We start from the raw sequence: 22,758 nt of genomic DNA on the forward strand, positions 1-22,758 counted from the left end.
GAACTCATGGTGATCTCATTCCGAGTTCAAGCGGGTCTCACGGCCATGTGCGATGCCACCACACGATATGCGGTCGCTGTGGGGGACTCCCGACGGAATGGCAACTGTTCGGTCACAGCAAGGATCTTGAAGCAACCCGTAACCAGGAAGGCCGTCCGGGGTTGATAGCGGTGGGGGGCCTGCTGTCTGCGCTCGGCCCCCTGAACTGCGGGAGGACAGGGAGCCGTGGCCGTCACCGAGCCAGTGCCCGAGGGCATCCTGAGACGTCAGTCGGCACGCGAGTCGGCGGCGCGCACCTATGCGCGCGCCCTGCCGATCGTCCCGGTACGGGCACGCGGGCTGACCATCGAGGGCGCGGACGGACGCCGCTATCTCGACTGTCTCTCGGGCGCCGGCACCCTTGCGCTCGGCCACAACCACCCCGTCGTGCTGGAGGCCATCCGCGGGGTTCTCGACTCGGGCGCGCCCCTGCACGTCCTCGATCTCGCGACCCCCGTCAAGGACGCCTTCATCACCGAGCTGTTCCGGACCCTGCCGCCCCGTCTCGCCGACCACGCGCGCGTGCAGTTCTGCGGACCGGCCGGCACGGACGCCGTGGAGGCCGCGCTCAAACTGGTCCGGGCCGCCACCGGCCGCACGGGCGTCCTGGCCTTCACCGGCGCCTACCACGGGATGACCGCCGGATCCCTCGAAGCCTCCGGGGGCGCCTACGACGTACGGGTGGCGCGCCTGCCCTATCCGCAGGACTACCGCTGTCCGTTCGGCGTCGGCGGGGCACGCGGCGCCGAACTCGCCGCCCGCTGGACCGAGTCCGTCCTCGACGACCCCAAGTCGGGCGTACGGCAACCCGCAGGAATGATCCTCGAACCCGTCCAGGGCGAGGGCGGTGTGATTCCCGCCCCTGACGCCTGGATGCGCCGCATGCGACAGATCACCGCGGACCGGTCGATCCCGCTGATCGCCGACGAGGTCCAGACGGGCGTCGGACGGACCGGCGCCTTCTGGGCGGTGGAGCACAGCGGGGTCACCCCGGACGTGATGGTCCTGTCCAAGGCCATCGGCGGCAGCCTGCCGCTCGCCGTCGTCGTCTACCGCGAAGACCTCGACGTCTGGCAACCCGGCGCCCACGCGGGCACGTTTCGCGGCAACCAGCTCGCCATGGCCGCCGGCACGGCCACCCTCGCCTACGTCCGCGAGCACCGCCTCGCCGAACGCGCGGCCGTCCTCGGAGCCCGCATGCTGGGCCGACTCCGGGACCTGGCCCGGGACTTCCCGTGCATCGGAGACGTGCGGGGGCGTGGGTTGATGATCGGGGTCGAGATGGTGGACCCCGAGGGGGCATGCGGGGCCGGCGAGACCGGCGGGATGGATGCCCCGCTGGTCGACGCCCACACCGATGCCGGACTCGATGCGACCGCCGACGATGACGACGATGACGGTGTCGCCGTCGGTGCCCGTGCCCGTGCCGCCAAGCACCGCACGGAGCCGCAGTCGGCCCCGGTGACCGCACCCTGCCCCGCCGCCCCCGCCCTGGCCGTCGCCGTCCAGCGAGAGTGCCTGCGGCGCGGCCTGATCGTCGAACTCGGCGGACGGCACGCCAGCGTCGTACGACTGCTTCCGCCCCTGACCATCACCGACGAGCAGGCCGCCGCAGTACTGGACCGACTGGCGGACGCCGTGGCGGCCGCGGCCGGCAACCACGTCCGCGGTCAGGGGCGCAGGGATCACCCCCGGCCGAACCCCCTGAACGAGCCGAGCAGGCCGGGCCGCCCGCCCGGGCGGGTTCCGCGGCAGGGCGGCCGCGCCGAACGGACGGGGTAGCGCGGGCAGCCGATGCCGCACCAGCACGACCACAGACCCGGTCGGCCCCACCACTTCACGAGGAACGACCTTGACCACCTCCCAGCAGCCCGCCGACACCGACACTGTTGCCCCCGCGTCCGTCGCAGCTCCCGCGTCGGCGTCCATCCCGGGTACGCCCGTGATCCAGGTTCCCGTGCCGCGTGGGCGAGCAGACGCCCCCGCCGCCGACCTCCTCGACCACCCCGATCCGCACACGGCCGCTCAGGCAGCGGCCGTGGAGAACCTGCTGCGCTGCTGGGTGCGCGAGGCCGGTCTGCCTGCACCGGGCGACGGCATCCTGCGCGTGCCGCTGCCCGCGAGCGGTGTCACTCTCCTCGCCCCCGTCCACTACTGGTCCTCGACGGGCTGGCATCGCTTCGGCCTCCCGCGCCTGGCCGACGCACCCCAGCAGTCCCCGCCCGCGGACGCCGTCACGGTCGCGGCCCTGCTGGCCCGTGAGACGCTCACCGCTGTCGACCCGGCATCCTGTCCCGCCCCCACCAGCGGCGAAGGCGGCGAAAGCGTCGACCTCGTCGCGCGCGTCGCGGACTCCGTCCGCCGGACCGCGGCCTTCATCAGCGAGCGCCGAGAGCACCCCGCCCCCGACGAACCCGACCTGTTCCTCGCCGCTGAGCAGGCACTCGTCCTCGGGCATCCGCTGCACCCGACCCCGAAGAGCCGCGAAGGACTCTCGGACGGCGAAGCCCGCCTGTACTCACCCGAGTCCCGTGGCTCCTTCCTCCTTCGCTGGCTCGCTGTCGCTCCTTCCGCGCTCGCCACCGACTCCGCCTGGACCGAACGCGGCCGTCCCGTGCCCGCCGCCCGGCTGACGGCCCGTCTCGCCGGGGACGGACTGCCACTGCCCGACGGTTTCACCGCCCTGCCGGTGCATCCCTGGCAACTGCGCGAGGCGCGGCACCGGCCCGAGGTCGAGGCGCTGTTCGACGCCGGACTGCTCCAGGACCTCGGAGCCCACGGCCCTCGGTGGCATCCCACCTCCTCCGTACGCACCGTCCACCGCTCCGCCGCCCCCGCGATGCTGAAACTGTCGCTGGGGCTGCGCATCACCAACTCCCGTCGCGAGAACCTCCGCAAGGAACTCCACCGGGGCGTCGAGGTACACCGCCTCCTGCGCGCGGGCCTGTCCAAGCGGTGGCAGGCAGCCCACCCCGGCTTCGACATCGTCCGGGATCCGGCCTGGCTCGCGGTCGACGGACCGGACGGCCTCCCGCTGCCGGGCCTCGACGTGATGATCCGGCACAACCCGTTCACCCCGGCGGACGACGTCTGCTGCATCGCCGGACTCGTGGCACCCCGGCCGCATGCCCGAGGGACCTCGGGCTCGGACGCCCCGACACCCTCGGCACACCCCTCAGCCGCGGACTCGGCACCCCCCGCCGCCCCGGACTCGGCGCCCGCGCACCGCTCCCGGCTGGCCTCGATCGTCGCGCGACTCGCCGTACGGACAGGCCGGCCGCTGGGGGCGGTCGCCGCCGAGTGGTTCCTGCGCTACCTGGAGCAGGTCGTCCGTCCCGTCCTGTGGCTCGACAGCGAGGCAGGGATCGCCCTGGAGGCGCACCAGCAGAACACGCTCGTCCTCCTGGACCCCGACGGCTGGCCCATGGGCGGCCGCTACCGCGACAACCAGGGCTACTACTTCCGCGAGTCCCGCCACGCGGAACTCCAGGCCCAGCTGCCGGGCATCGGCGAGCGGAGCGACACCTTCGTCTCCGACGAGGTCACCGACGAGCGCTTCGCCTACTACCTGGGGATCAACAACGTGCTCGGACTCATCGGCGTGTTCGGTTCCCAGCGGCTCGCCGACGAGCAACTGCTGCTCGCCGCCTTCCGTCGCTTTCTCGCCGACGCCGCCTCCGGCCCGGACCGGCTGCGCAGTTCGCTGCCCTCCCGCCTGCTCGACTCACCCGTCCTGCGCTGCAAGGCCAATCTGCTGACCCGGTTGCACGGCCTCGACGAACTCGTCGGCCCGGTGGACACACAGTCCGTCTATGTCACCATTCCCAACCCCCTTCGCCTCTGAGTCACCTGTCCCACCCGATCTGCCGAGAGGAGCCTGCCGTGCCTCCCGTCGAGGCTGACGCCGACACCCGTACGCCTACGCCCAGTGCCGTCCCCGGCCTGCTCGACCGCATCGGTGACTGGGGGCCCATCGCCACCTCGGCAGGCGCGTTCCGGCTCGTGCCCGTACGGATCGACAGGGATCTCCCGCTCGTCGGCCGGTGGATGAACGACCCGGCCGTCGCGGCGTTCTGGGAGCTGTCAGGACCCGAGCCGGTGACCGAGCGACACCTGCGCCGCAAACTGGCCGACGGGCGCAGCATTCCGTTCCTCGGCCTGCTGGAGGGCCGGCCCATGAGCTACTGGGAGGTCTACCGGGCGGACCTCGACCCGCTGGCACGCCACTATCCGGCCCGGCCGCACGACACCGGGATCCATCTCCTCATCGGTGGTGTCGCCGACCGTGGGCGAGGGCTCGGCGGGCCGCTGCTCAGAGGAGTCACCGAACTTCTCCTCGACAGAAGATCCGCGTGTGCCCGCGTCGTCGCCGAACCCGACCTTTGCAACATCCCGTCCATCGCCACCTTTCTGAGCGCCGGATTCCGGTTCTCCGCAGAACTCGCCCTGCCGGCCAAGCGGGCCGCCCTCATGGTCAGAGACCGAGTCCTGTCCGATATGTCGTGACGTCACGCAGTGGTGCCGTCACTTTTCGTAACGTCCGGCGTGCCGAGCCGGTTCCCGTTCGTGCCCTGCTCCACCACCCGACCGAGAAACCCCGCCGTCTTGATCCCTTCCCTCCCGTCAGCCTCGACCACCCGATTGTCAGTGCCGCGCCGTAGGGTGGTCGCGCTATGACGAAGCCCTCACTCCCTGAACTCCTGCACGCCGCCGTCACCGCCGTCGGCGGCACGGAGCGCCCCGGCCAGGTGACCATGGCCGAAGCCGTCGCCGAGGCGATCGACGACGGATCCCATCTGCTGGTCCAGGCCGGCACCGGCACCGGCAAGTCACTCGGCTACCTCGTGCCCGCGCTCGCGCACGGGGAGCGCGTCGTGGTGGCGACCGCCACGCTGGCCCTGCAGCGCCAGCTCGTCGAGCGGGACCTGCCGCGCACGGTCGAGGCGCTGCATCCGCTGCTGCGCCGCCGTCCGGAGTTCGCGATGCTCAAGGGCAGATCGAACTACCTGTGCCTGCACCGCCTGAACGAAGGCGTCCCGCAGGACGAGGAGGAGGGCCTCTTCGACCAGTTCGAGGCGGCCGCACCCACCAGCAAGCTGGGCCAGGACCTGCTGCGGCTGCGGGACTGGGCGGGCGACACCGAGTCCGGCGACCGCGACGACCTCACGCCGGGCGTCTCCGACCGGGCCTGGGCCCAGGTGTCGGTGTCCTCCCGGGAGTGCCTGGGCGCCACGAAGTGCGCCTACGGCGCCGAGTGCTTCGCGGAGATGGCCCGCGAGCGCGCCAAGCTGGCCGAGGTCGTCGTCACCAACCACGCGCTGCTCGCCATCGACGCCATCGAGGGCGCCCCGGTCCTGCCGCAGCACGAGGTGCTGATCGTCGACGAGGCGCACGAGCTGGTTTCGCGGGTCACCGGTGTCGCCACCGGCGAGCTCACCCCGGGCCAGGTCAACCGGGCCGTTCGCCGGTCGGCGAAGCTCGTCAACGAGAAGGCGGCCGACCAGCTGCAGACCGCCGCCGAGGGCTTCGAGCGGCTCATGGAGTTGGCGCTCCCCGGCCGTCTGGAGGAGGTCCCGGAGGACCTCGGCTACGCCCTCATGGCCCTGCGCGACGCCGCGCGGACGGTCATCTCGGCCATCGGCGCGACCCGCGACAAGTCGGTCCAGGACGAGGACGCGGTCCGTAAGCAGGCGCTGGCCTCGGTGGAGACGGTGCACGATGTCGCGGAGCGGATCACCAACGGATCCGAATGGGACGTCGTCTGGTACGAGCGGCACGACCGCTTCGGCGCCTCCCTGCGGGTCGCCCCCATGTCCGTGTCGGGCCTGCTGCGCGAGAAGCTCTTCGCGGACCGCTCCGTGACCCTGGCCTCGGCGACGCTGAAGCTGGGCGGGGACTTCAACGGGGTGGGCGCCTCGATGGGGCTGGCCCCGGAGGGCACCCAGGGCGAGGACGTCCCGCAGTGGAAGGGCCTCGACGTCGGCTCGCCGTTCGACTACCCCAGGCAGGGCATCCTCTACGTCGCCAAGCACCTCGCGCGCCCCGCGCGGGACGGCGACCGCGGCGACATGCTGGACGAACTGACCGAACTGATCCGGGCCGCCGGCGGCCGGACGCTCGGACTCTTCTCCTCCATGCGGGCCGCGCAGCTCGCCGCCGAGGAACTGCGCACACGCATCCCCGAGTTCCCGATCCTCCTCCAGGGCGAGGAGACCCTCGGCGAGCTGATCAAGAACTTCTCGGCGGATCCCCAGACCTGTCTGTTCGGCACGCTGTCGCTCTGGCAGGGCGTCGATGTCCCCGGCCCCAGCTGCCAGCTGGTCGTCATGGACAAGATCCCGTTCCCGCGGCCGGACGACCCCTTGATGAGCGCCCGCCAGAAGGCGGTGGAGGAGGCCGGCGGCAATGGCTTCATGGCCGTCGCGGCCACCCACGCGGCGCTGCTCATGGCCCAGGGCGCGGGCCGCCTCGTACGGGCGTCGGGGGACCGTGGCGTGGTCGCCGTTCTGGACCAGCGGCTCGCGACGGCCCGCTACGGCAGCTACCTGAAGGCCTCCCTGCCGGACTTCTGGTACACCACGGACCGCGATCAGGTCCGGAAGTCGCTCACGGCGATCGACGCGGCGGCCAAGCAGACCGAGGCGGCCAAGCAGACCGAGGCAGCCGAGCAGACCGAGGCAGCCGAGCAGGCAGTGGCGCAGTGAAGGCAGCGGAGCGGTGAGGGCAGCGGAGCGGTGAGGGCCGGGGGCCGTCCCGGAACTGGGACGGCCCCCGGCCCTCACGGACGCCCCTTGGGCGCTTTCGCAACCGTCGGGCACAGCACAGGGCCCCGGAACCGGCGCAGGGATCCCGGGGCCCAGTCAGGGGTGGACGGCGAAGGCCCGCCCGCCGCAGTGCTCAGATGCGGCGGAGTACGGCCACCACCTTGCCGAGGATGGTCGCGTCGTCGCCCGGGATCGGCTCGTAGGAGGCGTTGTGCGGCAGGAGCCACACATGGCCGTCCTCGCGCTTGAAGCGCTTGACGGTCGCCTCGCCGTCCAGCATCGCGGCCACGATGTCGCCGTTCTCGGCGACGGGCTGGCGGCGGACGGTGACCCAGTCGCCGTCGCAGATCGCGGCCTCGATCATCGAGTCGCCGACCACCTTCAGCACGAACAGCTCGCCGTCGCCCACCAGCTGCCTCGGCAGCGGGAAGACGTCCTCGACCGACTCCTCGGCGAGAATCGGGCCACCGGCGGCGATGCGGCCGACCAGCGGGACGTACGACGCGGCGGGCTTGCCGGCGGTGTCCGTGGGCTGCACGGAGGCGGCCTGGTCGGAACCGCGCACCTCGTACGCGCGCGGGCGGTGCGGATCTCGGCGCAGGAAGCCCTTCCGCTCCAGTGCCATCAGCTGGTGGGCGACCGAGGAGGTGCTGGACAGGCCGACCGCCTGACCGATCTCCCGCATGGACGGCGGGTAGCCGCGCCGCTGTACGGAGTCCCTGATGACCTCGATCACTCGGCGCTGCCGGTCGGTGAGTCCCGAACTGTCCGCGCGGATGCCTGGAGGTCGCCCAGGCAGAGAGCGCTTGTGCGCTTCGGGATTCATGGATTCGTTCATCGCATGCACCGGCTCGAGTCGGCCCTGGGAGCGGTCCTGGGCAGTGATGGTGGCACTGTCTGCGGTGGTGGTCACGTCGGCCCCTCTCGGTTGTCTCCCTGCTGGACAACGGTAGTTGCTTTCGAAAGGTTGCGCCAAACACACGTTCGAGTGAAAAAGCGTGGATAGCCTGACTTGATCATGTGTCTGGGTGTATGGCTAACGCGGTCCTTGGCAGGCAAAAGGGCTCATTGTGTACTCTGCACCGCCGGGGTCGACGACCTTGTAGAGGTGCGGCCCTTGTGAGGTGCGGCCTCAGTCTGCCATCCGGCCTTCCGTCGGCCGGGAACCGACCCCGCTCCGCGCGAGAGTCCCACCTCTCCTCCTTGTGGCGCCCACGGTATCGCCGTAACTGCCGCGGCGATACGGCCGTACGCGCGCGTGCAGGGGTGGATTTCGAGTGCTCGGTGTGACGGCGGGATCGCGTGGGGTGAGCCCGGTGAACGCGACACGCGATACAGCCTGGATGTATGGGCCAAGCCCCATATCTAGTGGTTGGATTGCATCAGCGGCCCAGAAGTTGTGGTCCCCGGTGTCTTCGGATGCTCATGGATCCCCTATGCTTGGGGCTGCTTCGAGGGGCCCATGAGGCCCGGCGAGGCCATTGAGTCTGCTGCGAGGAGGGTTGGAGTTCATGCACTGCCCCTTCTGCAGGCACCCCGACAGTCGTGTCGTCGACAGCCGTACGACGGATGACGGCACGTCGATCCGCAGGCGCCGCCAGTGCCCTGACTGCTCCCGTCGTTTCACGACCGTGGAGACGTGCTCGCTCATGGTGGTGAAGCGGTCCGGAGTCACCGAACCCTTCAGCCGTACCAAGGTCATCAACGGCGTGCGCAAGGCATGCCAGGGGCGGCCGGTGACGGAGGACGCGCTCGCCCAGCTCGGCCAGCGGGTCGAGGAGGCGGTGCGGGCCACCGGAAGCGCCGAGTTGACCACCCACGACGTGGGACTGGCCATACTCGGCCCGTTGCAAGAGCTCGACCTCGTCGCCTATCTGCGATTCGCCTCCGTCTACCGGGCGTTCGACTCGCTCGAGGACTTCGAGGCCGCCATCGCGGAACTGAGGGATCAGACGGGACACCCCGCCGCGGACGAAGACGACCGCGAGGACGACACAGGGGCTGTCGCGGGGAGCCAGGAGGACGGCGGCGGGACCCGGGGGACTGTGCAGGTCCCCGAGCCCGCCCACGCCGCCGACTGACCGACGGGCCGGAACCGGGACTTCACACTCCGGGACCGGCCGGGCGGCGGCGGACCAACACCTGCTGTGGGCGGTAGCGCGTGTATGCCCACAGCACAAGACAGAACACCGTGTCACGGGAACAGCGTGGCATTTCAGGGCGTTTTCGCCCGTAGAGGGAGGCGGCATGACAGAGACGGCGAGCGGTCCGGCACGAGGTTCCCGAGCTAAGGGCGCCAAGACCACCAAGGGCCTGCGTATCGAGCGCATCCACACCACCCCGGGCGTGCACCCGTACGACGAGGTGGTCTGGGAGCGCCGTGACGTCGTCATGACCAACTGGCGCGACGGCTCGGTCAATTTCGAGCAGCGTGGCGTCGAGTTCCCCGACTTCTGGTCGGTGAACGCGGTCAACATCGTCACCAGCAAGTACTTCCGCGGTGCCGTCGGCACCCCGCAGCGCGAGGTCAGCCTCCGGCAGCTGATCGACCGCATCGTGAAGACGTACCGGAAGGCCGGCGAGGACCACAAGTACTTCGTCTCGCCCGCCGACGCCGAGATCTTCGAGCACGAGCTGGCGTACGCCCTCCTGCACCAGATCTTCAGCTTCAACAGCCCCGTCTGGTTCAACGTGGGCACGCCGCAGCCCCAGCAGGTCTCCGCCTGCTTCATCCTTGCCGTCGACGACTCCATGGAGTCGATCCTCGACTGGTACAAGGAAGAGGGCATGATCTTCAAGGGCGGTTCTGGCGCGGGCCTGAACCTCTCCCGCATCCGCTCCTCCAAGGAGCTCCTCTCCTCCGGCGGCAACGCCTCCGGCCCGGTCTCCTTCATGCGTGGCGCCGACGCCTCCGCCGGCACCATCAAGTCCGGTGGCGCCACCCGCCGGGCGGCCAAGATGGTCGTCCTCGACGTGGATCACCCGGACATCGAGGACTTCATCGCGACCAAGGTGAAGGAAGAGGAGAAGATCCGCGCTCTGCGCGACGCGGGCTTCGACATGGACCTGGGCGGCGACGACATCACGTCCGTCCAGTACCAGAACGCCAACAACTCGGTCCGTGTGAACGACGAGTTCATGACGGCTGTCGAGCAGGGCGGCCAGTTCGGCCTCCGCGCGCGGATGACCGGCGAGATCATCGAGAAGGTCGACGCCAAGGCGCTGTTCCGCAAGCTTGCCGAGGCCGCGTGGGCCTGCGCCGACCCGGGCATCCAGTACGACGGTGTGATCAACAACTGGCACACCTGCCCCGAGTCCGGCCGGATCACCGCGTCGAACCCGTGCAGCGAGTACATGCACCTGGACAACACGTCCTGCAACCTCGCCTCGCTGAACCTGATGAAGTTCCTCAAGGACGACAGCAAGGGCAACCAGTCCTTCGAGGCCGATCGCTTCCAGCAGGTCGTCGAGCTCGTCATCACCGCGATGGACATCTCCATCTGCTTCGCGGACTTCCCGACCCAGAAGATCGGCGAGAACACGCGCGCGTTCCGCCAGCTCGGCATCGGCTACGCCAACCTCGGCGCCCTGCTGATGGCCACCGGTCACGCGTACGACTCCGACGGCGGCCGCTCCCTGGCCGGCGCCATCACCTCCCTGATGACGGGCACGGCCTACCGCCGCTCCGCCGAGCTGGCCTCGGTCGTCGGCACCTACGACGGCTACGCCCGCAACGCCGACGCCCACAACCGCGTCATGAAGCAGCACTCCGACGCCAACGGCACGGCCGTCCGCATGGACGACCTGGACAGCCCGGTCTGGGCCGCGGCGACCGAGGCCTGGCAGGACGTGCTGCGCGTCGGCGAGAAGAACGGTTTCCGTAACTCCCAGGCGTCCGTGCTCGCCCCGACCGGCACCATCGGTCTGGCGATGTCCTGCGACACCACCGGCGTCGAGCCCGACCTCGCCCTGGTCAAGTTCAAGAAGCTGGTCGGCGGCGGCTCGATGCAGATCGTCAACGGCACCGTGCCGCAGGCCCTGCGCCGCCTGGGCTACCAGGAGGAGCAGATCGAGGCGATCGTCGCCCACATCGCCGAGAACGGCAATGTGATCGACGCGCCGAGCCTCAAGCACGAGCACTACGAGGTCTTCGACTGCGCCATGGGCGAGCGCGCCATCTCCCCGATGGGCCACGTCCGCATGATGGCCGCGATCCAGCCCTGGATCTCCGGCGCCATCTCCAAGACGGTCAACATGCCGGAGACGGCGACCGTCGAGGAGGTCGAGGAGATCTACTTCGAGGCCTGGAAGCTCGGCGTCAAGGCGCTCGCGATCTACCGCGACAACTGCAAGGTCGGCCAGCCCCTCTCCGCGAAGACCAAGGAGAAGGAGAAGGTCGGGGTCACCGCGAAGGCCGAGGACACGATCCGCACCGCGGTCGAGAAGGTCATCGAGTACCGCCCGGTCCGCAAGCGCCTGCCCAAGGGCCGTCCCGGCATCACGACCTCGTTCACGGTCGGCGGCGCCGAGGGCTACATGACCGCCAACTCCTACCCGGACGACGGTCTCGGCGAGGTCTTCCTGAAGATGTCCAAGCAGGGTTCGACCCTCGCCGGCATGATGGACGCCTTCTCCATCGCGGTCTCCGTCGGCCTCCAGTACGGCGTGCCGCTGGAGACGTACGTCTCGAAGTTCACGAACATGCGCTTCGAGCCGGCCGGCATGACCGACGACCCGGACGTGCGGATGGCGCAGTCGATCGTCGACTACATCTTCCGTCGCCTGGCGCTCGACTTCCTGCCCTTCGAGACGCGCTCCGCGCTCGGCATCCACTCCGCCGAGGAGCGTCAGCGCCACCTGGAGACCGGCTCGTACGAGCCGAACCTCGAGGAGGAGGACGTGGACGTCGAGGGGCTCGCCCAGTCCGCCCCGCGCCAGACGGACCTGAAGGCCGTCGCCACCCCGAAGGCCGACGTCGAGGTGGCCAAGCCCGCCTTGCAGCAGGCCCACACCAGCGCCGAGCTGGTGGAGATGCAGCTGGGCATCCAGGCCGACGCCCCGCTGTGCTTCTCCTGCGGTACGAAGATGCAGCGGGCCGGTTCCTGCTACATCTGCGAGGGCTGCGGGTCGACCAGCGGCTGCAGCTGATGTCTCGCCTCTGCTGGGTGTGACCTAGCTGATCAGGGCGGTGGAGCCGGTACTCGGCTCCACCGCCCTCGGCGTTCTGCGGCTCCGGGCCGCCGCGCCACGGTCAGGACCGGCGCAGTCGGCCCATGATCCGCGTGAACGTCGCCGGGTCGTCCTCGAAGCCCTGGACGCCGGAGTGGAACGACCACCCGTCCGACGGCTCGCGCACGAACTCCCCGACCGTCGCCGCGGTCGCACCGAGAACCTCGCCGAACTCGTCCTCGTCCAGGACGGTGTAGCCCTCCCGTATCCGGAAAGCGGGGTTGAGCACGCTGACGAAGGTCCGGTGCTCCGCGTTCTGCTGGATGACGACACCGACGATCACGCGCGCGTACCGCGCGTCCAGGCGGTCGAGTTCCAGCGTCATCACCTCGTCCCAGCCGAACCCCTTGCCGTCCTTGCTGTCCCGGTTGAGATAGATCGTGCCGTCAGGGGAGCGACTGTCGAAGTGCACCACATAGGCAGGGGCGCCCTTCGGATCGCTCGCCAGATAGGTCGCGGCCACAATGTCCAGATCGGTGGGCGGCTGTCCCGTAGGACTCGGGTCCCACTTCAGCGCCATCTCGATCTTGCGGATTCCCTTGTTGAGCCCGCTCACCGGACTTCCCCTCCCCGTTTCCCCGTCTGCTGTCGCCCCGAACTGGCCGACCGTCAGGGCTGGTTGCCCATCCTGCCACGCGCGCGTGCACTGTCGCAGGACCGCTCTGTGCCCGAGAGTGACCAACGCCACGCCTGCTGGCCGTACCATGGCGCGGTGCTGGTCAAGTGGATTCGCTGCACCGTGGTGGACCGCCGCGGTTTCGAACGGGGACAGCGAAAGTGGGCGGGGCTTCTGGGGGAGCCGGGGTTTCGGGGACAGGGCGGGGGCTGGAGCAGGGGGCGCCCCGCGGTCGCGCATGTCTTCGCCTTCTGGGAGAGCCGGGCCTTCTACGACTCCTTCATGGCGCGCTCCCACGACCGGCTGGCGGCGGCGCAGTCGGGCACCTTCAAGGACGCCCAGGTGCGTCTGTTCGACTACCGCTTCGACGTGAAGACCGGCTTCGAGCCCCGCTTCACCGACTCCGACCTGCTGCGGGTGGCCCTGTGCCGGGTGCACGAGGAACGTGCCGAGCACTTCACCCTGATGCAGGAGAAGGTGTGGAACCCGGCCATGGCCGGCTCGCCCGGCATGATCCGCGGGATGTTCGCCGAGGCGCCCGGGAACGAGTTCATGGTCCTGTCGATGTGGCGCTCGGAGGCCGAACACGGCAAGTACCGGACCGAGCGCGTGGAGCGGCTGGCGCTTCGCGCCCAGACCGAGGCGGACATCTCCGCCCTCACCGGCGACATCGTCGAACTCGAGTCGACCTGGACGGTTTGAAATCCGGACGCACCCCGGAGCGCGATGATCGTGTGCTGTTTTGGGCCTTCTGATGCGGGATCTGTGTGACCTGCGCCGTATGGAGGCCCCACGAGTGCTCGATCGGCCGCCATCCGATCTAGGGTTTTGGCATGGCACGACCACGGCGCATCGTCCTTGTCCGCCACGGGGAGTCAACGGGCAATGTTGATGACACCGTCTACGAGCGTGAACCCGATCATGCCCTTGCCCTGACCGACCGAGGATGGCGGCAGGCCGAGGAAACGGGAAAGAACCTGCGGGAGGTGTTCGGCCGAGAGCGGGTCAGCGTGTACGTCTCCCCCTATCGGCGGACGCATGAGACCCTCCGCGCCTTCCACCTCGACCCCGATCTCATACGGGTACGCGAGGAGCCCCGGCTGCGTGAGCAGGACTGGGGAAACTGGCAGGACCGCGACGACGTACGGCTGCAGAAGACCTACCGGGACGCCTACGGGCACTTCTTCTACCGCTTCGCGCAGGGCGAGAGCGGAGCCGACGTCTACGACCGGGTCGGCGGCTTCCTGGAGAGCCTGTTCCGCAGCTTCGAGGCCCCCGACCACCCGCCGAACGTACTCCTCGTGACCCACGGCCTGGCGATGCGCCTGTTCTGTATGCGCTGGTTCCATTGGACGGTCGCCGAATTCGAGTCCCTCGCGAACCCGGGGAACGCCGAGATGCGCATGCTCGTTCTCGGGGACGACGGCAGGTACACCCTTGACCGGCCCTTCAACCGCTGGCGAGATCCGGAGCCGTACGGGATCACCGGTTAGAGTGGGAGATCGATGACCGTTGACACCTCTCCCGACGGGCGCCTGGAACGCGCCCTTGCCAGCCTGCGCGGCCTTGCCGTGGGTGATGCGCTGGGCTCCCAGTTCTTCGTGCCGGCGAACTACCCGCTGCTGCAGCGCCGCGAGCTGCCTCCCGGCCCATGGCAGTGGACCGACGACACCGAGATGGCCTGCTCCGTCGTGGCCGTCCTGGCCACGCACGACCGCATCGACCAGGACGCCCTGGCCCACTCCTTCGCGGAGCACCACGACTTCGACCGCGGGTACGGCCCTGCGGTCAACCGGCTGCTGAGGCTGGTCCGGGAGGGCGCCGACTGGCGTGAGCTGTCGGCCGCCCTCTTCAACGGGCAGGGGTCCTGGGGCAACGGCGCCGCGATGCGGATCGCCCCCCTGGGCGCCTGGTACGCGCACGATCCCGAGCAGGCGACCCACCAGGCGGAGATCTCCGCCTACCCCACACATCAGCACCGTGAGGCCGTGGTCGGGGCCATGGCCGTCGCCGCGGCCGCCTCGCTGGCAGGCGCCCCGGAGGGGCCGCCGAGCGCCGAGGCGCTGCTGGACGGTGTCATCGCCCTGGTCCCGAAGAGCGCCGTCGGCGCCGGCCTGCGCCGCGCCAGGGACATGCTCGACTACGCCGACGCGGCCACCGTCGCGGCGGTGCTGGGCTGCGGACGGCGTACCTCGGCCCACGACACCGTCCCCTTCGCGATCTGGTCGGCCGCTCGGGCCCTCACCGACTACGAGACGGCGTTCTGGACGACCGCGCAGGTCGGCGGGGACGTGGACACGACCTGCGCCATCGTGGGCGGGGTGCTGGCGGCAGGCAAGGCCGGAGCGCCTCCGCGGGCGTGGGCGCGGCAGGTCGAAGCGCTGCCGGGCTGGATGCCCGCTTCCGTCTGATACACCGCTTGCGCCCTCCGGTGGGAACTCACGGTGTTCGATGGGAACTCTGCGTGACCGAGCGCGCGTTCTCCTGGCAACCGCTGTGTGACGTATGCGTACACATGGGCGAGTGGGTGGAGCAGCGGGTGGCTGCGGGAGCGGCGTAGGGGGTGGGCGTGCGGTTCGTACCTTTCGTGATCATGCTGTTGGTGCCGGGCGGCAGGGCGGGCCGATCGGGGAGCGGCGGGCGTGCCTTCGCCCTGTCTGGCGGCGCCGCTCCGAGATCGGCCCATGGACCCGGGCTGTCAGCCGACCGCGGGGCCCGCCGTACCGGAGAGCGCCTCCAGGTCGCTCTTGCGGACGCGGATCACGAGCCAGGCCGTCACCAGAGCGAGTGCGGCCATCGCGGCGGCCGGGATGAAGGCCGTCGAGATACCGTGGGCGAGTACCTCGTGTCCCCAGGGCGCGGGCAGCTGGTGCGTCTTGGCGAACTCGGCCTTCTGCTCCGCGGATCCCTCGGCGAGGAACTTCGGCAGCTGCTTCTCCGCCTCGTCCTTGCTCGCCGTACCGAAGACGGTCGTCAGGATGGACAGTCCGAGCGAACCCCCCACCTGTTGCGTGGCGTTGAGCAGGCCGGACGCGGCGCCCGCTTCATGTGGGGCGACGCCCGAGACCGCGGTGACCGTCACCGTCACGAAGTTCAACCCCATGCCGAAGCCGAAGACCAGCATCGGTCCGAGCACCCCGCCGGCGTAGGAGCTGTCCGGGCTGATGAAGGCCTGCCACGTGAGGCCGATGGCGACCAGAGTGGATCCGGTGAGCATGAACGGCTTGGGGCCCAGCACCGGCAGGAAACGCTGGGACAGACCCGCGCCGGTCGCGATGGCGACCGTGACGGGAAGGAAGGCGAGACCGGCCTTGATCGGGCTGTAGCCCAGCACGTTCTGCACGAAGAGCACGATGTAGAAGAACATGCCGAACATGGCCGCAGCGAGGCTCAGCATGATCACGTACGTACCGGAGCGGTTGCGGTCGGCGAACATCTTCAGCGGGGTGATCGGCTCTTTCGCCCGCATCTCCGTGAAGACGAAGGCGATCAGCAAGGCCACCGCGGCACCGAAGGCGCCGAGGGTCAGGCCGTCCCGCCAACCTGCCTCCGCGGCGCGGATGAAGGCATACACCAGGGAGGCCATGCCTGCCGTCGAGGTCAGTGCGCCGGCGATGTCGAAGCGTCCTGGGTGGCGTTCGGACTCGCTGATGTACAGCGGCGCGAGGGCGGCGATGAGTATGCCGATGGGCACGTTGACGAACAGCACCCACCGCCAGTCGAGCCACTCGGTGAGCATGCCGCCCGCGAGCAGGCCGATGGCGCCGCCGCCCGCGGAGACCGCGGCGAAGACGCCGAAGGCCCGGTTCCGCTCCGGCCCTTCGGGGAACGTCGTCGTGATGAGCGCCAGGGAGGTGGGCGAGGCGACGGCGCCTCCCACGCCCTGCAGGACACGCGCGGCCAGCAGCTGCCAGGGTTCCTGGGCCAGTCCGCCGAGCAGCGAGGCGAAGGTGAAGAGCAGGATGCCGGCCATGAACACCCGGCGTCGCCCGAGGATGTCCCCGGCTCGGGCGCCGAGCAGCAGCAGCCCGCCGAAGGTGAGTGTGTAGGCGCTGACCACCCAGGTGAGATCGGTGGTGCTGAAGTTGAGCGCGCCTTGAATGTGCGGGAGGGCGATGTTCACAATCGTCGCATCGAGTACCACCATGAGTTGGCAGGCAGCGATGACGGTGAGTGCGATGCCGGGGTGTCCCTCCCGGCGGGCGGCGCCCGGCTTCTGGTTCTGAATCAACTGAGAGGTTGTCACTATGAGTCCCCCACAAGAGCGTTAGTGAACGCTTGCGTTCACTGGCCCGTCAACGGTAGTGAGTTCTCCGTAGTGAACGCAAGCGTTCACTTGTGGCGTCGCCTCTCGGCGTGTCCCCCGCCGCAGTCCTACGGAGCCTTGCTCCGCCCCGCAATCCCCGCTCCTTCTGCTCGCTGGAGACACTCGGATGGTTACTTCGCGCTGGACGGCCGCCCCCGCTCGGGCGACCTCCCCCCGCCGGCGCGGCGCCGTGCTCGAACGTGCGATTCTCGACGCCGCACTGGAGCAGCTGGGCACCGTCGGCTGGAACGGCCTCACGATGGAGGGCGTCGCGGCCGGCGCCCAGACCGGCAAGGCCGCCGTCTACCGTCGCTGGCCCTCCAAGGAGGACCTGGTCGCGGACGCGCTGCGGGCCGGACTGCCCAGACTGGATGCCGCGGCCGATCTGGGGAGCGTGCGTGAGGATCTGGCGGCACTGTGCCGCGATGCGCGCGACGCGATGTTCTCCCGCCCTGGTTTCGCGTTGCGCTCGGTGATTCACGAATGCGATCCGTCCCAGGCGGAGCGCTTCCAGACCCTGATCTTGGAGGGTGTGGTCGAGCCGACCGTCAAGCTCCTTCATGAGGTCATCAGCCGCGGAATCAAGAGGGGTGAGGTGCGACCCGACGCGGCGAACGGATACGTCTTCGATGTCATCCCGGCCATGATGATGTATCGATCAAAGATGTGCGCATGCGAATGGAATGATCGAGAGCTCGATGAGATGATCGACCGGCTCATGCTGCCGTTGCTGCGGCCGGACGCCCCCTGACCGCGGTTTCGACGCCGTCGCTCTCGAGCCCTGAGGGGCCGGTGCGGACCGGGGTGTCGCGAGGTGATCCGGGCGGCGTAATCTAAGGACGCCATGCCGTACGAACCACCCACTCACACCGTCGAGCGCTCTCTGCGCGCCACCACCGGAGCCAAGGTCATTGCCGGTGTCGACGAGGTGGGCCGCGGTGCGTGGGCCGGACCTGTCACCGTCTGCGCGGCGGTCACCGGACTCCGCCGACCCCCCGCCGGTCTCACCGATTCCAAGCTGCTCACGATCAAGCGGCGCACCGAGCTGGCCGAGGTGCTGCTGACGTGGGTGACCTCCTACGCCCTCGGGCACGCCTCCCCGGAGGAGATCGACGATCTGGGGATGACCGCCGCGCTGCGGCTCGCCGCCGGGCGGGCCCTGGAAGCGCTTCCGATCCGCCCGGACGCGGTGATCCTCGACGGGAAACACGACTATCTCGGCGACCCGTGGCAGGTTCGCACGGTGATCAAGGGAGACCAGTCGTGCGTGGCCGTCGCGGCGGCCTCGGTGATCGCCAAGGTCCAGCGCGACAAAATGATGGCCGAACTGGGTATCGACCATGCAGACTTCGGTTTTGCGGACAATGCCGGGTATCCGTCGCCCGTGCACAAGGCCGCACTGGAGGAGCGGGGCCCCACCCCGTACCACCGGTTGTCGTGGGCGTATCTTGATGCGCTGCCCCAGTGGCGGCATCTCAAGAAGGCCCGCAGCTGGGCGAACGGAAGCGTTCCGGAGATCGAAGGTCAGCTCGGCTTCGACTTCTGACGATTCCGGCCGCACCGTGTGCCACCCGCTGGCGCGTGTCGCACCAACGATTGATAAGAAACAGCCCATGCCTCTCATTCCCGAGGAGCCTCAGATTCACGAGAGTGCCCAGGGTCCCCGCGCCACTCCGGCCAGCGGCCGCACAGCGCCGACCCCTCGACCTGTACCCGGACCCCGTCCCGCGGCTCCGTCGCGTCCCGGTCGTCCCGGACCCCTTCGGCCCACGCCGCCGGCGCAACGCACACCGCGTGACGTGGCCGCCAAGCCCGGGCCCTCGGCCCCGGCCGCTCCTGTCGCCGCCGCGCCCGCGTCGGTGACTCCTCAGGTCCAGTTGATCCCGGCCTCGGCCGAGGGCGCGCTGGACGCCGCCGAGGAGGCCGTGGACCTCCTCCTGGAATCGGGCCGCGCCCCAGGGGACGTGCTGGTGATCACCACCGGCGAACAGCATCCCTGGGCCGCCCACGAACTGTCCTTCGGCGAAGCGCCCTACTGGGCGCAGCACGACGCGGGGGACGACGTCTTCTACGCCGATGCCGCCGTAGCGGGCCGAGCGGGTGTGCGTCCGGTCGTCGTGGTCGCCGTCAACGGCGGGCCCGACACTGCGGCCGTGACCACTCTGCCGCTGGCCCGCGCTCGGGCCGCTGCCCTGCTGATCGTCTGCGGTGACCCGCAGCAGATCAACGCGGCGCTCGGCGCGGGCGTCTGAGCCGGTTCCGGCAGGCCGCGAGGCGTCGGGACCATGGAGGCGTCGCTGCCGCGGCGCCTCTGTGGTGTGCCCGCACGACGTCTTCCGGTGCGCGGATGCGCGTGCGCGGCACGTTGGAGGCCTCGGCGCACGCGTCTCGTTGCGCCCGGGCCGCTGACGTCTGATCCGGCCCGGCCCTGCCCGGCGTTGTCCGACGGGGTCAGCTCCGAGGAGGATCTGGTCCTCGGCGGCTGCCGGGACCGCTCGACGGCACAGGCGAGCAGCCATGGCGCCCGCGTCGTTGCGGGCGCCGACGCCGATGAGTCGGGTACGAGGCGTTACACCGGGCGCCCTTCAGCGAGCGGCCGCGCGGCGCAGTACCTCTGAGGCGGAGCCGCCGGTGCGTGGCAGCGGAGGCGGGGCCTCGGACAGGGCGAACGGTTCCGGAGCCGAGTGCGAGTTGGGGCGACGGCCTCCCCGGCCCTCCCCGAGGACCTGCCAGCCGTCCTGGGTCAGAGTGATGTACGCACCGCAGCGCAACCCGTGCAGCGTGCAGGCGTCACGCAGGCCCCACATCCACGCCCCGTCCTCCTCGGTCCAGTTCGCGTCGCCCTCGCGGCAGTAGAGCAGCACGGCGGTGCGCACGGGTGTACGGCGTCTCAGGTCGTGCGGGACGACCCGGCGCAGTTGGGCGAGCAGGGCGTTGCGGAACATCCAGCCGTCGGTCGATGTCTGGCGTCGGGTGAACGAGGCGCTGGCCCGCACCCGTTCGTCCGGGTCGAGCACGGCCACGATCGCGGTGGCCGGCCGTGGTCGGTGCCGCGAGTGCAGCCCGCTGACGACTTCCCGTGGGTTGCGCAGCAGCGGGATGCCGGCCGCGGCCCATTCGGCAGGCTCGAGCAAGCGGTTGGCGGAGGTGGCGGACGTGGACGTCGACAACGATGCCGCCGAGGACGGAGCGAATCCGAAGGTCACGATCCTCCCTTCGGCTACGGCCCACACTGCGGGCGGGTCGGATTCGGGAGAGCGCACACCGCAGCAGAGCCCTACCGGACTACGGACGAGCCGTGCGGGGAGCAGACCTCAATTCTTCCTGTCGAACTTGGATGCGGCAACGAGCAAATGGGGCCACCGACCGTTATGTGGAGGTGAATGGCTTATATCCCTACCCAGTGATTCGTGGAACGACGCCTGCGTCCACCGTTCAAGACGTGTTCGTGCCGTGTTCGTGCCCCTGAGGCAGGAGGTTCGACGGAACACCGCTGTCGAGGCACCGCCGACCGGGTCGCCGCCGGGCCGCGAGTCGGCCGCGCCGCAACGCCCTGGCCGCGACGGCCGAGCCCGGGGCGGGCTTCGTCGGCCGCCCCTGAGGTCAGCCTTGCACGGCCAGGACCAAGGGCAACACCCCCTGCGCGCCGGCGCGGCGGAGCATCCGGGCCGCGACCGCGAGGGTCCAACCGGTCTCCGTGTAGTCGTCCACGAGCAGGACAGTGCCCCGGGCCTCGGCGAGCGCGGCGGCGAGCGCGGGAGGCACCTCCAACAGGCCGTGGAGTGCCTTCAGGCGTTGGGCGCTGTTGCTGCGGGAGATCGGCGAGGCGTCGGCGGTGTACTCCACCGACCCCAGGAGCGGCAGCCGGCCGACCTCCGCGATGCGCGCGCCCAGCGAGTGGATCAGCCGTGGTCGCGTGCGTGAGGCGACGGTGACCACACCGACCGGGCGCGCCGTGGCGTCGGCCGCTCCGGAGGCCCAACCGCCCGGACCCTTCGCCCAGTCGGCCAACACGCCCACCACGGCCTTGGCGACATCGTCCGGAACCGGTCCGTCGGAAGCCTGGGCGGTGAGCATCGGACGGAGCCGGTTGCCCCAGCCGATGTCCGAGAGACGCCCCAGGGCGCGCCCGTTCGCAGCCTGTTCGCCCGCGGGAATGCGCCCCTTGAGCTCCATGCCGATCGCCGGGAGACCGGTCGGCCACATCCGGCGGGGCTCCACCTCGACTCCCGCACGGCCCAGGTCGACGCGTGCGGCGTCCAGCGCGGCCGTGGACGTCTCGGCGGCGTAGCGCGCTCCCGCGCAGTTGTCGCAGCGGCCACAGGGCTTGGCGCCGTCGTCGTCGAGCTGGCGCTGGAGGAACTCCATCCGGCAGTCCGTCGTCGACGCGTACTCCCGCATGGCCTGCTGTTCGGCCTTGCGCTGTCGCGCGACCCACTCGTACCGCTCGGTCTCGTACGTCCACGGCTGTCCGGTCGCGAGCCAGCCGCCCTTGACCCGTTTGACCGCCCCGTCCACGTCGAGGACTTTGAGCATGGTCTCCAGGCGGGAGCGGCGCAGCTCCACCAAAGGCTCCAGGGCGGGCAGCGACACGGGCCGCTCCGCGCGCGCGAGGACGTCCAGCGTGCGGCGCACCAGCTCCTCCGGCGGGAAGGCGAGCGACGCGAAGTACTCCCAGATCGCCTCGTCCTCCCTCCCTGGCAGCAGGAGCACCTCCGCGTGCTTGACGCCGCGTCCCGCGCGGCCCACCTGCTGGTAGTACGCGATGGGGGACGAAGGCGAGCCGAGGTGGACGACGAAACCGAGGTCGGGCTTGTCGAAGCCCATGCCGAGCGCTGAGGTGGCGACCAGCGCCTTCACCTTGTTGGCCAGCAGATCCTCCTCCGCCTGCTGCCGGTCGGCGTTCTCCGTGCGACCCGTGTACGAGGTGACGATGTGGCCGCGCTGCCGGAGGAAGGCGGCGACCTCCTCCGCGGCGGCCACGGTGAGCGTGTAGACGATTCCGGAGCCGGGGAGTTCGTCGAGGTGTTCGGCCAGCCAGGCCATCCGGTGTGCGGCGTCGGGCAGTCGCAGCACGTTCAGGCTGAGACTCTCGCGGTCCAACGCACCGCGCAGCACCAGGGCGTCCGATGTGCCGCCGGTGCCGAGCTGTTCGGCGACGTCGGCGGTCACGCGCGCATTGGCGGTCGCGGTCGTCGCGAGCACCGGAACACCCGGCGGGAGATCGGCGAGCATGGTCCGCAGCCGACGGTAGTCCGGCCGGAAGTCATGGCCCCAGTCGGAGATGCAGTGGGCCTCGTCGACCACGAGCAGCCCGGTCGCCGCGGCCAGTTCGGGCAGTACCTGGTCCCGGAAGTCCGGGTTGTTGAGCCGCTCCGGACTGACCAGCAGGACGTCGACCGAGCCGGCGGCGATCTCGCCCCGCACGGTCTCCCACTCCTCGGTGTTCGAGGAGTTGATGGTTCGTGCATGGATACCGGCCCGGGCGGCGGCCTCGACCTGGTTGCGCATCAGGGCGAGCAGCGGAGAGACGATCACCGTGGGGCCGGAACCACGTGCTCGGAGCAGGGAGGTCGCCACGAAGTAGACGGCGGACTTGCCCCATCCCGTCCGCTGGACGACGAGGGCCCGGCGCCGGTCGGCGACCAGCGCCTCGATCGCCCGCCACTGGTCCTCGCGCAGCCGGGCCCCGCCCGAGGCGTCGCCGACGAGGCGGGCGAGGACGGTGTCGGCGTCGGCCCGGAGATCCGCGTTGCTCGTGTGCTCCATGTCCCCCATACAACAGGACGGCGCTGACAATCCGG

17 protein-coding genes are annotated in these 22,758 nt (G+C 70.1%); 12 read left to right on the forward strand and 5 right to left on the reverse strand.

Going from position 1 to position 22,758, the window contains the following annotated elements; translation table 11 throughout:
- The first annotated feature begins 225 nt into the window (after positions 1–225).
- The 4 genes from ACWD4O_RS00270 to ACWD4O_RS00285 all read left to right on the forward strand — a co-directional run bounded on the left by ACWD4O_RS00270 (position 226) and on the right by ACWD4O_RS00285 (position 6,743).
- Positions 226–1,821 carry a diaminobutyrate--2-oxoglutarate transaminase family protein gene (locus ACWD4O_RS00270; protein ID WP_451275892.1) on the forward strand — a complete coding sequence of 532 codons (1,596 nt, stop codon included), beginning with the start codon at positions 226–228 and terminating at the stop codon, positions 1,819–1,821.
- A gap of 70 nt (positions 1,822–1,891) precedes the next feature.
- Positions 1,892–3,883 carry an IucA/IucC family protein gene (locus tag ACWD4O_RS00275; RefSeq protein WP_451275894.1) on the forward strand — a complete coding sequence of 664 codons (1,992 nt, stop codon included), beginning with the start codon at positions 1,892–1,894 and terminating at the stop codon, positions 3,881–3,883.
- A complete protein-coding gene (locus ACWD4O_RS00280; RefSeq protein WP_451276700.1) occupies positions 3,778–4,545 on the forward strand; it encodes a GNAT family N-acetyltransferase in 768 nt (255 codons plus the stop codon). The genes ACWD4O_RS00275 and ACWD4O_RS00280 overlap by 106 nt, the downstream gene beginning before the upstream one ends.
- A gap of 167 nt (positions 4,546–4,712) precedes the next feature.
- Positions 4,713–6,743, forward strand: coding sequence for an ATP-dependent DNA helicase (locus ACWD4O_RS00285; RefSeq protein WP_451275896.1), 2,031 nt, complete (start codon positions 4,713–4,715; stop codon positions 6,741–6,743).
- A 193-nt stretch (positions 6,744–6,936) separates the two neighbouring features.
- On the opposite strand, the gene lexA is transcribed toward ACWD4O_RS00285, so the two are convergent.
- A complete protein-coding gene (gene lexA / locus ACWD4O_RS00290) occupies positions 6,937–7,716 on the reverse strand; it encodes a transcriptional repressor LexA (RefSeq protein WP_451275898.1) in 780 nt (259 codons plus the stop codon).
- 598 nt (positions 7,717–8,314) lie between these two features.
- On the opposite strand from lexA, the gene nrdR reads away from it, so the two are divergent.
- Positions 8,315–8,884: a transcriptional regulator NrdR gene (gene nrdR / locus ACWD4O_RS00295; protein WP_450945491.1), complete on the forward strand. Its 570-nt coding sequence runs from the start codon at positions 8,315–8,317 to the stop codon at positions 8,882–8,884.
- 166 nt (positions 8,885–9,050) lie between these two features.
- Complete coding sequence (locus ACWD4O_RS00300) at positions 9,051–11,951, forward strand: vitamin B12-dependent ribonucleotide reductase (protein ID WP_451275900.1); 2,901 nt, start codon at positions 9,051–9,053, stop codon at positions 11,949–11,951.
- A 103-nt stretch (positions 11,952–12,054) separates the two neighbouring features.
- Here the strand turns inward: ACWD4O_RS00300 and ACWD4O_RS00305 are convergent, their stop codons facing one another.
- A complete protein-coding gene (locus tag ACWD4O_RS00305; protein ID WP_451275902.1) occupies positions 12,055–12,588 on the reverse strand; it encodes a TerD family protein in 534 nt (177 codons plus the stop codon).
- A gap of 156 nt (positions 12,589–12,744) precedes the next feature.
- On the opposite strand from ACWD4O_RS00305, the gene ACWD4O_RS00310 reads away from it, so the two are divergent.
- The 3 genes from ACWD4O_RS00310 (at position 12,745) to ACWD4O_RS00320 (ending at position 15,059) form a co-directional block, all read left to right on the forward strand.
- Positions 12,745–13,350, forward strand: a complete 606-nt coding sequence (locus ACWD4O_RS00310) for a YdbC family protein (protein ID WP_451275904.1) — start codon at positions 12,745–12,747, stop codon at positions 13,348–13,350.
- A 131-nt stretch (positions 13,351–13,481) separates the two neighbouring features.
- On the forward strand, positions 13,482–14,141 hold the full coding sequence (locus ACWD4O_RS00315) for a histidine phosphatase family protein (RefSeq protein WP_358804475.1): 660 nt from the start codon (positions 13,482–13,484) through the stop codon (positions 14,139–14,141).
- A gap of 12 nt (positions 14,142–14,153) precedes the next feature.
- Positions 14,154–15,059, forward strand: coding sequence for an ADP-ribosylglycohydrolase family protein (locus tag ACWD4O_RS00320; RefSeq protein ID WP_451275906.1), 906 nt, complete (start codon positions 14,154–14,156; stop codon positions 15,057–15,059).
- 287 nt (positions 15,060–15,346) lie between these two features.
- On the opposite strand, the gene ACWD4O_RS00325 is transcribed toward ACWD4O_RS00320, so the two are convergent.
- A complete protein-coding gene (locus ACWD4O_RS00325) occupies positions 15,347–16,894 on the reverse strand; it encodes an MFS transporter (RefSeq protein WP_451275908.1) in 1,548 nt (515 codons plus the stop codon).
- A gap of 187 nt (positions 16,895–17,081) precedes the next feature.
- Here ACWD4O_RS00325 and ACWD4O_RS00330 point away from each other — a divergent pair, with 187 nt between their 5' ends.
- The 3 genes from ACWD4O_RS00330 (at position 17,082) to ACWD4O_RS00340 (ending at position 19,206) form a co-directional block, all read left to right on the forward strand.
- Positions 17,082–17,705: a TetR/AcrR family transcriptional regulator gene (locus tag ACWD4O_RS00330; RefSeq protein ID WP_451275910.1), complete on the forward strand. Its 624-nt coding sequence runs from the start codon at positions 17,082–17,084 to the stop codon at positions 17,703–17,705.
- 93 nt (positions 17,706–17,798) lie between these two features.
- Positions 17,799–18,500 carry a ribonuclease HII gene (locus ACWD4O_RS00335; protein WP_358804472.1) on the forward strand — a complete coding sequence of 234 codons (702 nt, stop codon included), beginning with the start codon at positions 17,799–17,801 and terminating at the stop codon, positions 18,498–18,500.
- 67 nt (positions 18,501–18,567) lie between these two features.
- Positions 18,568–19,206: a hypothetical protein gene (locus ACWD4O_RS00340; RefSeq protein WP_450945482.1), complete on the forward strand. Its 639-nt coding sequence runs from the start codon at positions 18,568–18,570 to the stop codon at positions 19,204–19,206.
- A 333-nt stretch (positions 19,207–19,539) separates the two neighbouring features.
- Here ACWD4O_RS00340 and ACWD4O_RS00345 read toward each other — a convergent pair whose 3' ends face one another.
- Positions 19,540–20,160, reverse strand: a complete 621-nt coding sequence (locus ACWD4O_RS00345) for a hypothetical protein (protein WP_450945481.1) — start codon at positions 20,158–20,160, stop codon at positions 19,540–19,542.
- Between the two features lie 397 nt (positions 20,161–20,557).
- On the reverse strand, positions 20,558–22,723 hold the full coding sequence (locus ACWD4O_RS00350) for a RecQ family ATP-dependent DNA helicase (protein WP_451275913.1): 2,166 nt from the start codon (positions 22,721–22,723) through the stop codon (positions 20,558–20,560).
- Between the last annotated feature and the right edge of the window lie 35 nt (positions 22,724–22,758).

It is taken from the genome of Streptomyces sp. NPDC002623 (assembly GCF_053592635.1).

Bases quoted from the DNA above. Each gene is read 5' to 3' on its own strand.
- ACWD4O_RS00285 (WP_451275896.1), top strand. From the start codon at position 4,713: ATGACGAAGCCCTCACTCCCTGAACTCCTGCACGCCGCCGTCACCGCC.
- nrdR (WP_450945491.1), top strand. From the start codon at position 8,315: ATGCACTGCCCCTTCTGCAGGCACCCCGACAGTCGTGTCGTCGACAGC.
- ACWD4O_RS00300 (WP_451275900.1), top strand. From the start codon at position 9,051: ATGACAGAGACGGCGAGCGGTCCGGCACGAGGTTCCCGAGCTAAGGGC.
- ACWD4O_RS00315 (WP_358804475.1), top strand. From the start codon at position 13,482: ATGGCACGACCACGGCGCATCGTCCTTGTCCGCCACGGGGAGTCAACG.
- ACWD4O_RS00320 (WP_451275906.1), top strand. From the start codon at position 14,154: ATGACCGTTGACACCTCTCCCGACGGGCGCCTGGAACGCGCCCTTGCC.
- ACWD4O_RS00330 (WP_451275910.1), top strand. From the start codon at position 17,082: ATGGTTACTTCGCGCTGGACGGCCGCCCCCGCTCGGGCGACCTCCCCC.
- ACWD4O_RS00335 (WP_358804472.1), top strand. From the start codon at position 17,799: ATGCCGTACGAACCACCCACTCACACCGTCGAGCGCTCTCTGCGCGCC.
- ACWD4O_RS00340 (WP_450945482.1), top strand. From the start codon at position 18,568: ATGCCTCTCATTCCCGAGGAGCCTCAGATTCACGAGAGTGCCCAGGGT.
- ACWD4O_RS00350 (WP_451275913.1), bottom strand. From the start codon at position 22,723: ATGGAGCACACGAGCAACGCGGATCTCCGGGCCGACGCCGACACCGTC.